11 protein-coding genes are annotated in these 13,935 nt (G+C 39.1%); 5 read left to right on the top strand and 6 right to left on the bottom strand.

What is annotated here, in order from left to right; genetic code table 11:
- A partial coding sequence (locus QNJ50_RS26350) for a glycosyl hydrolase family 28-related protein (RefSeq protein WP_300641535.1) occupies positions 1-1,598 on the top strand: 1,598 nt, incomplete at its 5' end.
- A 192-nt stretch (positions 1,599-1,790) separates the two neighbouring features.
- Here the strand turns inward: QNJ50_RS26350 and dhaK are convergent.
- The 3 genes from dhaK to QNJ50_RS26335 form a co-directional block, all read right to left on the bottom strand.
- Positions 1,791-2,864, bottom strand: coding sequence for a dihydroxyacetone kinase subunit DhaK (gene dhaK, locus QNJ50_RS26345; RefSeq protein WP_300641537.1), 1,074 nt, complete (start codon positions 2,862-2,864; stop codon positions 1,791-1,793).
- Between the two features lie 101 nt (positions 2,865-2,965).
- Positions 2,966-3,526 carry a peptide deformylase gene (gene def, locus QNJ50_RS26340; RefSeq protein ID WP_300641533.1) on the bottom strand — a complete coding sequence of 187 codons (561 nt, stop codon included), beginning with the start codon at positions 3,524-3,526 and terminating at the stop codon, positions 2,966-2,968.
- A 95-nt stretch (positions 3,527-3,621) separates the two neighbouring features.
- Entirely contained in the window at positions 3,622-4,893 is a 1,272-nt protein-coding gene (locus QNJ50_RS26335; RefSeq protein ID WP_300641531.1) for an HhoA/HhoB/HtrA family serine endopeptidase, read from the bottom strand.
- Positions 4,894-5,073: 180 nt separating this feature from the next.
- Between QNJ50_RS26335 and dnaA the strand changes: the two genes are divergently transcribed.
- From dnaA to rsgA, 4 genes are all read left to right on the top strand, one after another.
- Positions 5,074-6,453 carry a chromosomal replication initiator protein DnaA gene (gene dnaA, locus QNJ50_RS26330; RefSeq protein ID WP_300641528.1) on the top strand — a complete coding sequence of 460 codons (1,380 nt, stop codon included), beginning with the start codon at positions 5,074-5,076 and terminating at the stop codon, positions 6,451-6,453.
- A 752-nt stretch (positions 6,454-7,205) separates the two neighbouring features.
- On the top strand, positions 7,206-8,381 hold the full coding sequence (gene dnaN, locus QNJ50_RS26325) for a DNA polymerase III subunit beta (protein WP_300641526.1): 1,176 nt from the start codon (positions 7,206-7,208) through the stop codon (positions 8,379-8,381).
- A 307-nt stretch (positions 8,382-8,688) separates the two neighbouring features.
- A complete protein-coding gene (locus tag QNJ50_RS26320) occupies positions 8,689-9,525 on the top strand; it encodes an Rpn family recombination-promoting nuclease/putative transposase (RefSeq protein WP_300641524.1) in 837 nt (278 codons plus the stop codon).
- Positions 9,526-10,355: 830 nt separating this feature from the next.
- Positions 10,356-11,417, top strand: coding sequence for a ribosome small subunit-dependent GTPase A (gene rsgA / locus QNJ50_RS26315; protein ID WP_300641522.1), 1,062 nt, complete (start codon positions 10,356-10,358; stop codon positions 11,415-11,417).
- 85 nt (positions 11,418-11,502) lie between these two features.
- On the opposite strand, the gene QNJ50_RS26310 is transcribed toward rsgA, so the two are convergent.
- From QNJ50_RS26310 to QNJ50_RS26300, 3 genes are all read right to left on the bottom strand, one after another.
- Positions 11,503-12,690: a TRC40/GET3/ArsA family transport-energizing ATPase gene (locus QNJ50_RS26310; protein ID WP_300641520.1), complete on the bottom strand. Its 1,188-nt coding sequence runs from the start codon at positions 12,688-12,690 to the stop codon at positions 11,503-11,505.
- Positions 12,691-12,728: 38 nt separating this feature from the next.
- The gene (locus tag QNJ50_RS26305; protein ID WP_300641518.1) at positions 12,729-13,118 is read right to left on the bottom strand and encodes a DUF2358 domain-containing protein; all 390 of its coding nucleotides are present in this window, start codon (positions 13,116-13,118) and stop codon (positions 12,729-12,731) included.
- A 125-nt stretch (positions 13,119-13,243) separates the two neighbouring features.
- Positions 13,244-13,810: a hypothetical protein gene (locus QNJ50_RS26300; RefSeq protein ID WP_300641516.1), complete on the bottom strand. Its 567-nt coding sequence runs from the start codon at positions 13,808-13,810 to the stop codon at positions 13,244-13,246.
- Positions 13,811-13,935: the final 125 nt, after the last annotated feature.

The following is a 13,935-nucleotide window of genomic DNA, read 5'->3' as shown; positions in this document are numbered from 1 at the left end:
TTATACGCTTAAACAATAATTCTTCTAAGTTTCAAAATCCCAGAAAGCCTCGACCAGTTATTTCTACAGGTTTCGATCCAAACTTGGATCGCAGGTCGAGAGATTTTAAAGCAAGTTTAGTTGCACAACGTTTTGGTAATTCTGTCAGAAATTTGACAATTAATATTGGTAAAAATAATCCTGGCGCTCAGGGATTAAATTTTGTTGCAAATAATCAAGGGGCTGTGCGCAGTGTCACCATCATGTCAGAAGACCGGAAAGGAAGGACAGGGTTAGAACTAAGTCATGGTGAAATCGGTCCACTATTGGTTGAAGATGTTGAAATTATTGGTTTTGATCGCGGAATTCGCACAAAAAATGGCATTAACAGTATTACGATGCAAAATATTACAGTCAAAGAACAAAATCGAGTTGGTCTTTACAATGGCGGACAGGTATTGAGTTTAGAAGGTTTTACCAGTGTTAATTCAGTTCCAGCAATTATTAATGGTAGAAATCCACATAGAGGTAAAGATCCGGGAGGAACTCTCACTTTAATTAATGCTAAATTAATTGGTCGTACAAGAAGGGCAAAAAGAACTTCAGCTATTTCTTCTGCTGGTTTTATTTATGCGAGAAATGTAACTTCATCTGGCTACAGAGATATTCTTTCAAGTAATGCGCGTCAAGCAAAGAAAAGAATTAAGGGTAATAAGATAGACGAATATACCACACGTCCAGTTCTGGCAAAATTTCCTTCTCCAAAGAAGTCACTCCAACTACCAATAAAAAAATTTCCTAAAATAGCTTGGGATGACCCGGATAAATGGGTAAATGTAGAAGATTTTGGAGCAGTTGGGAATGATGGGAAGGATGATACTGTGTCTTTTCAAGCTGCTATTGATTCTGGAGCTACAACAGTTATAGTACCGAGGAAAGGAATTTTTACAATTAATGGAAATTTACGTTTGAGAGGGAATCTTAAAAGATTTATTGGTTCTACCGGTGGTTTAAATGGTAAAGGGGAGATAGTTGCAGATAACGGAAAGCATTCAACTTTAATCGTAGAAGATTTCTTTATTACCCACAAATCAAAACTGAAGTGGACAAATGTTACCAATAGAACTGTAGTTTATCGCAGTATGTCTGATTTTGATTTAGAAAGTAAGGGAACTGGAGATGTATTTATTGATGATGTTGTAATGGGTAAATTGAGATTACTCAATTCCAAACAAAGTATATGGGCAAGACAATTAAATATTGAAGGTCATTCCCAAACTAATATTATCAATAATGGTGCAAAATTGTGGATTCTTGGTTTAAAGACGGAAGGAGGAAAAACCAAAATCGACACCCGATCTGGTGGTTCTACTGAATTACTTGGCGGACTGATTTACGCTGCGGGAAGACAGAAACCAACAGACCCCATATTCAGAATTAGAAATTCTTCTGCAAGTTTTGCTGGTGTAGCTGAAGCATTTTTTGATAAAGATACCTATAAAATTTGGGTTGAAGAAACCAGGGGAAACAAAACAAAAAAACTAATGCGTCAAAGAATTCCTGGTAGAACAACCACTAATGGTCAAGCTTTAGTTCTTTATACGGGTTATGGGGGTTAGGGATTGGGGAAGTGTGGGGAGTGTGGGAAGTGTGGGGAGTGTGGGAAGTGTGGGGAGTGTGGGGAGTTTTAGGAGTGTAGGCAGTGTGGGAGGATAGGGAAGACTAAATTACTTCTTAATTCTTAATTCTTAATTCTTAATTCTTAATTCTTACTCATTACTTATTACTTATTACTTATTACTTGTTACTCATTACACTCCCCAACGCAATGCTGGTGTCAACACTGGTGCATCCCAAAGTTTAATCATTTCCTCATCTAATTTAAGCAAAGTAATAGAACAACCTTGCATTTCCAAAGAAGTTATGTAAGAGCCAACCAAGTTTCTTACTATTTCCATTCCTTTTTGGGTGCAGATATCTGCTAGTTTGCGATAAATAATATACAGTTCGCTTTGGGGTGTTCCACCCATACCATTGACGAAGGCTAGCAGTTTATCTCCTTTAGCAAAAGGTGTATTGGTTAAATCTTTTTCGATCCATTCAGCTGTAGATTCATCCCATTCCCGAACGGTACGACTATATGAAGAATCTTCAATAATTGATATTGCTAAAGTTTCGGCAATTTCATCAGCCGATTTTAAACTCATTCTTTCTCTTCCGGGTTCCCCGTGAATCCCGATACCCATTTCTATTTCTTGACTTCCTAGTTCGAATGTTGGGGAACCTTTAGCTGGAACCGTACAGGAAGTTAGCGCCATACCCATGCTGCGTCCGTGAAGGTTGACTCGACGACACAAATCGGCAACTTGTTTTAGATCGTATCCCGCTTCGGCTGCTGCACCACAGATTTTTTCTGCTAGCACTGTAGTTCCCACACCCCGACGTCCTTGGGTATATAAACTGTCTTTGACTGCAACATCATCATCAATCAAAATATTTTGCACTCGAATACCTTCAGCAACAGCTAATTCTGTCGCCATTTCAAAATTCATGATGTCGCCACTATAATTTTTGACAATATAAAGAACACCATTACCGCCATTAACTGCTTGAGCAGCAGCTAACATTTGATCCGGTGTAGGTGAAGTAAAAACCTCTCCCGGACAAGCCGCATCCAACATTCCCCGACCGACAAAACCTCCATGCATCGGTTCGTGTCCGCTACCACCACCAGAAATAATTGCTACTTTACCTGTTTTTGGAGCATCAGCACGATAAATAAAATTAGGTTCAAAATTTACTTTAATCAGATCGGAATGGGCGATCGCCATACCCGCTAAAGTTTCCCGCACAAAATCTTCGGGTTGATTTAGTAATTTTTTCATTTTATTACTCATTATTCTTAAACCTTTAGAGATGCTGCACCGGAACATCTCTACAATTAATTTAATTAATTTTCCAATTCCTAGTCGCTAATCTCCAATCCCTAATCCCCAATCCCCATTAACTTTTGGTATTCAGCTTCAGTAATTAAATCTAAAGTACTTTCTACCCGATCTAAAAAGACTTTACCTTCAAGATGATCGAATTCGTGTTGAAAAATCCGGGCGACAAAATCAGTTAATTCTAGCTTTTGTAATTTACCGTTGCGATCGCTTCGCGCATCCCCTTTGGGGATATCGCAATATTCAACTTCAATGGTTTGATATCTGGGTACGAGACCACGAATTCCCGGAACGCTCAAACAACCTTCCCAATCCTTTGCTGTTTCTGAAGAATGACCAATAATTTTCGGATTAATAATTGCTGTTGGTTCCATATATGGTGCTTTCGGATACCGAGGGTTGGGACGAGAAGCCATAATAAATAAACGATGTGAACGAGCAACTTGCGGTGCAGCAATTCCCACACCATCAGCTTGAATAACTGTCACCATTAGTTCATCAATTAACTTTTGGATAGATTCATCTTTGATATTTTTGACTGGCTCTGCTCGTTGTCGCAAAATTGGATTGCCTAATTCAATCACATTTAATTGGCTAGTCATGGTAATTGGTAATTGGTAATTATTAATTGGTCATTGGCTATTAGATAAACGCAAATGACCAATCACAAATGAATAATGGGGAAGAAAAATAAAAATTAGCGACGACGTTCAACTGGTAAAGGTGCGGGAGTTACGTTTAAATCGACAGTTCGTCCGTTCCGTTCTACTTTTATTTTGAGAGGAACCCCTACTTTTGATTTTTCAACAATTTTTTGTACTTCATCATTTTTATTTACAGTTTGACCGTTGATGCTTTGAATGACATCACCCGCTCTAAGTCCTGCTCTTGATGCGGGAGAACGGGGAACAATTCGTACTAATAAAACACCTTTATCTGCAGAAACAGCAGGATTTCCTAATTCACTATTGAGTCTTTCCTTCATTTCTGGAGTGAGAGTAACCATCTGAATACCTAAGAAAGGATGGTCTACCCGACCTTTAGCAATTAATTCTTGAGAAATTCTTTGTACTGTATTCATGGGAATTGCAAATCCCAAACCTTGAGCGCCACGAATAATTGCTGTGTTCATTCCAATGACTTGACCTCGAGCATTTAATAATGGTCCACCGGAATTACCAGGATTAATTGCTGCATCAGTTTGAATATAATCAACGCGCTTGTCAGAAGCACCAATATCGCTGCTAGAACGACCTGTTGCACTGATAATTCCAGAGGTGACCGTATAGTCAAGTCCCAAGGGGTTACCAATTGCAACTACAGCTTCCCCTGGTTGTAAGTTCTCGGAATTACCGATAGGAACTGTTGGTAAGTTATTGGCATCAATTTTAATGACCGCAACGTCAGTAAGGGGATCTTCACCCAAAACTTTACCATTCAAACGACGCCCATCTTTTAAAAGTACAGTTACCGTATCCGCTCCATCAACTACATGAGCATTAGTTAAAATTTGACCGTTAGCATTAATAATAAATCCAGAACCACTACCTCTTTGTTCTCTACGTCGCGATGGTCGATCGCCAAAAAACCTTCGTAAAAATGGGTCATCAAAACCATCTGGTAGGGAAGATACTGTTCTAGATGTATCTATTCTAACAACTGCAGGACCTACCTGTTGGACTACATTAACTACAAAATTTGGATTTTTGGATTCGGAACCACCGCCAATAAAAGGAACCACTGGGCGATTATTTGGTTTATTTTTAGCTTGGGCTGAATCATCAAGTTTTTCATTGTTGAGTATATTTGCGCCACCTGAACAACCACCAAGGGCAAAAATTCCTATAGAGGTTAATATAATCAACGGCAAGCATTTAGCTTTATGGAGAAAGGATAAACTTGGTGTGTTAAGGTTTTTTGATTCAGATAACTCAAAATTACGATCTTTAATATTCTGTGTTTTCCTCATGTGTCTTTGCTTCTCCGTGTGATTTGGTGAATGATAGGATATAGCCTACCGGGGCGAGTCGAACCAACAATGATTACAACTTAAAAATTTACTCTGGGTCTAGAGCTCTTGAATGCTAAATTAATGCTTACTTGTATCTTTTATTGTGTATTGTGACTATTAGCAGCAGAGGTAGTGACAGTGGAAATAGCCATAGACGTTCTGTGGAGTCAAGTGCTAGAGCGCTTGCAGCTAAATTTATCCCGTCCCACCTTTGAAACTTGGATAAAAACTGCTAGCGCCCAAAGTTTTGAACACAATTGCTTGATTATTCGTACTCCTAATCCATTTGCCCGCAATTGGTTGCAAAAATACTATATAAATACTATTGCCAATGTAGTCCAAGATATTGTTGGTCATCCTGTAGAAATTTATTTTACTGTTGCTCAAGGTGACGAAGCATCTCATATCAGCGACCAAAAAGTCGATTGGGACTCACCTCCCCAAGGTAACATTTCTCCAAAACCTGTTAACAACCAACCAAAAACTTTTCAATTGAATCCCAAGTATGTATTTTCCAGATTTGTGGTCGGTGCGAATAATCGCATGGCTCATGCAGCAGCTCTAGCGGTTGCTGAGTCACCCGGAATGGAGTTTAATCCTTTATTTTTATGCGGTGGTGTTGGTTTAGGGAAAACTCATTTGATGCAGGCGATCGGTCATTACCGTCTGGAATTTTTTCCCGATTCTAAAATATTTTATGTGTCTACCGAGAAATTTACTAATGATTTTATTACAGCCATTGGCAAGAAAGATGGCATGCAAAGTTTTCGCGAATACTACCGAACTGCTGATATTCTTCTAGTCGATGATATTCAGTTTATTGAGGGGAAAGAAGGTACTCAAGAAGAATTTTTTCATACCTTCAACACGCTATATGAAGCAGGTAAACAAGTTGTAATTGCTTCCGATCGTCCTCCCAACCAAATTCCTCGACTGCAAGAACGTTTGTGTTCTCGTTTCTCTATGGGGTTAATTGCTGATATTCAAGCCCCAGATTTAGAAACAAGAATGGCTATATTGCAGAAAAAAGCTGAATATGAAAATATTCGCCTTCCTAGAGATGTAATTGAATATATTGCTGCTAACTATACTTCTAATATTCGCGAACTGGAGGGAGCATTAATTCGAGCCTTAGCATATATTTCTATTTGGGGTTTACCAATGACGGTAGAAAATATTGCTCCCGTTCTAGAACCACCAATGGAAAAGTTAGAAACTACTCCAGAAATAATATTGAAAGTGGTATCTGAAAATCTGAATATTTCCATAGAAGATCTTAAAGGTAACTCTCGCAGAAGAGAAATTAGTTGGGCACGTCAAATCGGAATGTATTTAATGCGTCAAAATACTGATTTGAGCTTACCTCGTATTGGTGAAGAATTTGGTGGTAAAGACCACACAACAGTACTTTACAGTTGTGAAAAAATTACCCAACTCCGAGATAATAACCCAGAGCTAACTCAAACACTCAAACAATTAAATGACCGTATCCAAATGAATAGCCGACCCAAAAAATAATTTAATTTAATAAAGTGTTTACCAATAAACATAAGTTATTCTGCATTAAAATGTTCTAAAGAATACACTGCTTCTTGAGACATAAATTTTCCCAAAATATAATTGTTAATCAATTCATAATTAACCTGTGGAAAAATACTTTATTTTTTGTGGAAAACTTGCTATAAATCTGTGGAAAACTTAGCATTTCTCGGGGAAAACTTTACAAATTGCAAATGCCTTGTGGAAAAAAGGTAAATATTTTCCACAAGTTTTCCACAGCAAGTGATGCTACAAGTATTGAATTTATAAAGTTTATATAGTTTTTCCACATTTTCCACAGGAACTACTACTACTTAGTTAATAATTATTTCATTTAGTTAGTAGAATTTGGGATTATTTTGTAGCGATTTTTGTTTGAGAACCGAGTAGTTTCCAGGTTGGCAATATTTACCAACAGGGTGTAATAAATATTATGGTTTAACTATCACCCTATAAGTTTCACTTCTGAGATTGAGATAGAAAGAGAAAACGAATTCAGGATTTGGAAGTTGATTGCTTGAAACTCATTACATTTTAAATTCACCATATTTGAAATTCACCATACATTTTTAGCTGTAACGGTGATAGTATGTGTGACACAAAGACGAAGTCTAAAGATAAATGTCCCGCATCGTTTTTCCTCCTCTAATGCTTATTGCCTTGAGTGGTGGTCAGGAGGGAGTTCCTCTCATGCCAAGAACGAGTGGGTTTCCAATCTCCCTAGAAGTTTTATGAAATTAGTTTGCACCCAAAGCGATTTAAGTACTAACCTTTCACTAACTAGCCGTGCCGTGCCATCGCGTCCAACTCATCCGGTACTGGCAAATGTACTGTTGAACGCGGATGCAGAAACTAATCAAGTGAGTTTAACGGCTTTCGACCTCAGCCTGGGTATTCGTACCAGCTTCACTGCTGAGGTTTTAGAATCGGGAACGATCGCACTTCCGGCAAAATTACTCAATGATATTACGTCTCGCCTCAACGACGGAGAAATCACTTTAGAAGAAGAAGCTACTTCTGTAGATGATGTTGGTGGAGAAGGTATTATAGTTACCCTAACGCCCGAAAGTGGTCGCTACCAATTGCGAGCAATGGGAGCAGAAGAATTTCCTGAACTGCCCACAATCCAAGATTCTCAAGCATTGTATCTGTCAGCAGAAGTATTAATTGAGGGGCTACGCGGTTCGTTGTTTGCGACCAGTGCAGATGAAACCAAACAGGTTCTTACAGGCGTTCATTTAAAGGTTCAAAAAGACACCTTGGAATTTGCTGCAACTGATGGACACCGTTTAGCAGTGGTGGAAAGTACCAATGTTAGTCCGGAAGATGCACCAAAAAATGATGCAGCAAACGAGTTAGAGGTGACCGTTCCTGCTAAAGCTTTACGGGAATTAGAGAAAATGTTGGCTCATAGTTCATCTTCAGAAGAAGCTGTGGCTTTATATTTTGACCAAGGACAAATAGTATTTGAATGGCAGCATCAACGTTTAACTAGTCGTACTTTAGAGGGACAATATCCCGCTTACCGCCAACTAATTCCTGCTTCATTTGAGCGAGATCTGGCTTTAGATCGAAAACAGTTTTTAAGTGCTTTAGAGCGAATAGCAGTATTTGCTGATCAGAAAAATAATGTAGTCAAAGTTAGCATTGACAGCGCTGCTGATGAAATTACTTTATCTGTAGAATCTCAAGACATAGGTAGTGGTAGAGAATCAATCCCAGCTCAAATATCAGGTGAAGATATAGATATTGCTTTCAACATTAAGTATTTAATGGAAGGACTAAAAGCATTACCTGCAACAGAAATTGTTATGCAGTTGAATTCTAATTTGACTCCAGTAATTTTTAGTCCTTTAGGCGGTTTGAAGATGACTTATTTAGCAATGCCGGTTCAGTTGAGAGAATAGGGTATTGGCGTTAGCGGAAGCGTGGCGTTAGCCATAAGCACTGCGTGCCGCCGCAAGCGGCATATAGCTATTAGCGACTGGCGATTGGGTTTTTAAGAAATCATTTAATCTGTAGGGGCGCACCGACGTGCGCTCTTATGAGTGGTATGTTGTTTGTTTGGGGGTTGTCACCTTCTTATTTTTCGCAAATACAGCCGAATAAAAACAGATTGCTTAATTTTTTGCGGTATTTATAATATTTATTGCTGTTTTTTCACTTTTCCTAGAGACTATTAGCAATAAACCTGCAAATCAATAAAATTCCTTCATGCGCCGAGACTCGATATTTTATAAATTATTTCAACAATACCCAGCTTTACTATTTGAATTATTGGCAAATCCGCCTGTAAATGCAGGTGGATACAAATTTGACTCGGTAGCTGTTAAAGAACCTAAATTTGAAATCGATGGTGTGTTCCTACCGCCAGAAAATGAAAGCCCTGGGGTTGTGTATTTCTGTGAAGTACAGTTTCAAAAAGATGAAATGCTTTATGAACGAGTATTTGCAGAATCCTCACTATATTTCTACCGTAACCGCCCCAGATTTAAAGATTGGCAAGCGGTTATAATTTATCCATCTCGCAACATCGAACAGAGTGACATTTATCCCCATCGCAATCAACTCAACGGCGACCAAGTACATCGAATATATTTGGATGAATTGGGAGACATTCGTCAATTACCTTTGTGGGTAGCACTGATGGTGTTAACTACGGTAAATGAAGAAAAAGCACCACAAGAAGCAAGGTATTTACTCGAACGTTCTTCTGTTGAACAGCCCGAAACCAAGAGTCGCGCAATAATAGAACTAGTGACGACAATAATGGTGTACAAATTCGAACAACTCAGCCAAAGGGAGGTAGAAAAGATGTTAGGAATTACGCTCAAGGAAACCAGAGTTTACCGCGAAATTAAGCAAGAAGGACGAGAAGAAGGAGAGCGTAAAATCATTCTCCGATTATTGAATCGACGGGTGGGAGAATTACCTCAAGAAATGCGTCAGCGTGTTGAAAATCTTTCTTTGGAACAATTAGAAAATCTTGGTGAAGCGTTGCTTGATTTTACGAGTATGGCTGATTTTCAGGCTTGGTTAGAAGGGCTTTAGTTAGGGTTAAGGTATTGGCGATACGCAAAGTGTGACGCCAAGGGCGTATCGCCACTAATTAATTGATTTTGAAAACATAATTTATATCAGTTGCTGCTAAGCATCCGACGCATGTTATTTATAAAACTGCTCTGGGGTGAGCTTAATTACAGAATTTAAGTTTAATGTGAATGATGTCATAGCAGTCTTTCCTGTCTTTTATTGGCGATGAATGCGATACGCCAGAAGGCGTCGGCTTCGCCTATCGCTGCAAATCTATCTTTATTTTGTTCCACCTTTCTGTTTTGAGGGGTATCCACATTATTCTTCACCCCGTAGAGATGGGCTATACACCGTTTAATTTTTCTTAATTTCTCTCAAACACATCTTTTTCTGCACGAGCTATACTCGTAATAAGCCTTTTGTAAGTAGTAAGGAGGAGGAATATGACTGAGTCGGTGATTCGCTTCATAAATCAAACAGTGAAAATACGGCTTACAGAGGTTTCTGCATTTACACAGGCTTTCTTAGATTACATCTCTGTGGGAAACAAATAATGTAGAGACGCGACAGAGCCTGCGGCGTCGGCGTTAGCCTCTGTCGCGTCTTTCTCAGGGATAAGTCGCGTCTTTCTCAGGGATATGTCGCGTCTCCACCAAATTTGTGGGTAACGTATGATTCTTTTCCCGCAGATGTATTTTGAGTTGCGTTGCAAGGTAGTAAATTACCAGATTGTTAGCTGTTAAAAGTTAACCGTCAATTCTTTTAATGCAACCAAGACTTAGGAGGATCTAAAACCAAAATACCTCTGTACAGCCATCTCTACAAAAGGCTTTACATCGAGGAAAACAATGAATTTAGAACAACTTGGCTGGAGCAATTGGTTTGCTTCTAGCTTTGAGCAATTTGCTATGGAAGGATCTTTTCTGGCTAGAGTTGCTCAAGAGTATAAAGGTGGCTATCTTTTATACGCAGAATTTGGTGAAATAGCAGGTGTACTAGCAGGTAAACTTCGACATGAAGCGACATCTTCTCAAGATTTACCAGCAGTGGGTGACTGGGTTGCTGCTACCCAACCAAATAATTCGACTCAAGCAATTATTCACCAAGTTTTACCCCGTAAAAGTAAATTCTCCCGCAAGGTTCCGGGTAGTAAAACACAAGAACAAATCATTGCAACCAATATTGATACCGTATTTCTGGTATCTGGGTTAGATGATAACTTTAACTTGAGACGGATCGAACGCTATTTGGTGCTGACCTGGGAAAGTGGTGCAAATCCAGTCATTATTCTCAATAAAGTGGATTTATGCGAACTTTGGGAACAAAAAGTGCTGGAAGTAGAAGCGATCGCTCCAGGAGTACCAATTCTTGCAATCAGTGCTTTGAGCAATCAAAGATTGGAAATTTTGCAACCTTACCTACAGCTTGGACAAACCATAGTTTTACTTGGTTCTTCGGGTGTGGGTAAATCAACTCTAACCAATCAAATTATTGGAAAAGAAGTTCATGTGGTGCAGACAGTGCGTCAAGGTGACAGCAAGGGTCGACATACTACCACTAGTAGTGAGTTACTTTGTTTACCTTCTGGTGCATTATTAATAGATACGCCAGGGATGCGAGAACTCCAATTGTGGGATGTACAAGACGGTTTGCAAGAAACCTTTGCAGACATTGAAACACTCGCGGAGCAATGTCGTTTTCGCGACTGTCAACATCAACATGAACCGGGTTGTGCTGTCCAAGAAGCACTTGCGGAAGGAATTTTAGACCAGAAGCGTTTTTCGAATTACCAAAAACTGCAAAAGGAAAAAAATTACCTCGCCAGAAAGCAAGATGAGAGAGAATCTCTCAATACCAAAGCTAGATGGAAAAAGATAACTAAAGCAATGCGAAATCATCACAAATGGTGAAGTCAGGAGTCGTAGAGACGTGACATGTCACGTCTAGGAGTCAGAAGCAAGAAGGAGTAACCCATTACTCATTCTCCATTTCCTCTTACACCTTCGCTGGTTCAGCAAAGCGGATTTTCAGATAATCTTCTTCCATTTTTGCTCCTGCAGGTTGTAATGCGGCTAAAGCTTGGGGTAGAACTAAATTGCGTCGATGATTACCAATAGTAATATTTAATTCATCGGCGCTTTTACTCAATTGCACTTGCTCTTTAGGAATCCCAGGTAAGTATAATTCCAAAGTATATTGTTCGTTATTTTGCACAACTCTGATAGTAGTTTCTTTGTAATAAACTTGGGTGGGATCTTCTGCTTTATAAAGAGTTTCTTTGAGTCTTTCTAAAGCAGCCATACCGCACATCTCTTCTGAGAATAGGGGAACTTCTTTCACCGGTAAAGGAAGGAAGTTATCGTGAATTTCCTGACGATAATGTTGCTGATTTGCTTTCCAACGTTGGAAAAATGGGTCTTGAACTTCGTCAGGAATAATCCGATTCGCAATTACTAAATCTGTTGCTACATTGTATAAACTTAAATAAGCATGGGCACGCAACGATTCTTTGATGACCATTTTTTCTGGGTTTGCAACCAGACGTACTGAAGTTTGATTGTTATCTGTTAACACTTTTTCTAGTGCTTCAATTTGCTCGTAAAATTCATAAGGAGCATCCATAACTTCTTTATCTGGTAGAGAAAATCCAGCAATCGGTTTAAACAAAGGTTCAACCAAAGGTCTGAGTGCTACCGAAATATTTTGGAATGGTTTGTAGAAACGACGCATGTACCAACCGCCAACTTCTGGCAAACTTAACAGTCGCAACGCCGTACCTGTAGGAGCGGAATCGATAATTAGTACATCAAAATCGCCTTCATCATAATGGCGCTTCATTCTTACCAAGCCGAAGATTTCATCCATTCCCGGTAAGATTGCTAATTCTTCCGCTTGTACCCCTTCTAGACCCCTTGCTTGTAAAACCTGGGTAATATAACGCTTTACAGAACCCCAATTTCCTTCTAATTCTTGTAATGCATCTAATTCAGCACCCCATAAATTGGGGCGAACTTGTTTGGGTTCGTGTCCCAGTTCAATATCAAAACTATCTGCTAAGGAATGAGCCGGATCCGTACTTAAAACCAACGTTCGATAACCAAGTTCCGCACAACGAAGTCCAGTCGCAGCAGCAACGGAGGTTTTACCCACTCCTCCTTTACCAGTCATCAGAATTACGCGCATGAATAATTTGCCTGAGATATCGTTTACATTTATTTACATTATCGACTGTTTAAGGAAAAGAAATGCTGTTTTAGTACATCAAAACGCGAACAATACCAATAATCAATATGAGAAACGATTAAATTTTCCGAATTCGTCTTTAATTCACTCCAGCCAGAAATTGAGATTCGGGGTTTCCAAGGTAAGGGAGTATTCCAGCTTAAAGTCCACTCAGTTTTAATAAAATCTTTCTCTTGGCGGATGCCATGTACGTCCATTTTGATATTTAAAAACCAAGTTTGAATAAACTGAATCATTTTTTTATAGCGTTCAAGACCGCGAAAATTGGTCATCGGATCTTGAAAATAAACATTATCAGCGTAGATGCTATAAGTTTGATCTACAGGAAATTTTTTGTAATCTGCTTTGAGGGTTTCAATAATGTCCATGATTTTGGGGATTGGCGACTGGGGATAGGGGATTGGCGATTAGGGATTGTGGCGCGACAGCGTCATATGGTAATGAGTAATTAATTGATCACTATTAATAGTTAACTGTTAACTGACAACTGATTTCAGTCCACATCGTTCCAAAGTTGTTCTAATCGACGTCGCCAAGCTCCTAATACTTGTTCTCGTTCCTGTGAAGTTTGTTCTCGATCGCCCATTAAACCTTCAGCATAAAACCGATCTAAGGTTTGCATTGTTGCTTCTAACGACTGTCCTTGGATTTTTGCAGTTGCAATAATTCGTCGGATACGGCTTTCAATCAGATTATTGAAAACATCATTTAAACCAGCCTGCTGCAAGGAAACAAGACGTGTAACAGCACTCTTAAAATCTTCGACAGTCAAATTTTCCCTGGTATGTTGAAAAACTCCCCAGATTACACCTTGATTTAAGGCGTAACGAACTTCCTGGGTATGATCGAAATTTGCTTCTAAAAACTGTTCTAAAAAAGGTTGTGCTTCCTGAAATGTCAAAATCGGTAACAGTAGTCGCAACCAACTTTCATCTTCAGAAAGCAAAACCAATAAGCGAAAACTAGGCATTTCTACTTGCCAAGAGCCGCGTTCAACTACATTGACTGTAGTTGTACCAAATAACTCTTTGAGAGTATCCGTAATTTCTGAAGGTGTCATATGCAGCAATTCTCATTTTGAAAACGTAGTACAAATAGATACAGAATGAAATATAAAAATAGGAGATTTCTTCGAGGCGATAAGCGGAGCATGCGCCTCTTTAGAGGCGATCGCCCCGAAGAAAG

The sequence above is a fragment of the Mastigocoleus sp. MO_188.B34 genome (assembly GCF_030065675.1).
In the GTDB taxonomy this organism is placed as follows: domain Bacteria; phylum Cyanobacteriota; class Cyanobacteriia; order Cyanobacteriales; family Nostocaceae; genus Mastigocoleus.
Note: the sequence above shows the minus strand (reverse complement) of the source record. Positions and strands in the feature narration are given on the sequence as shown.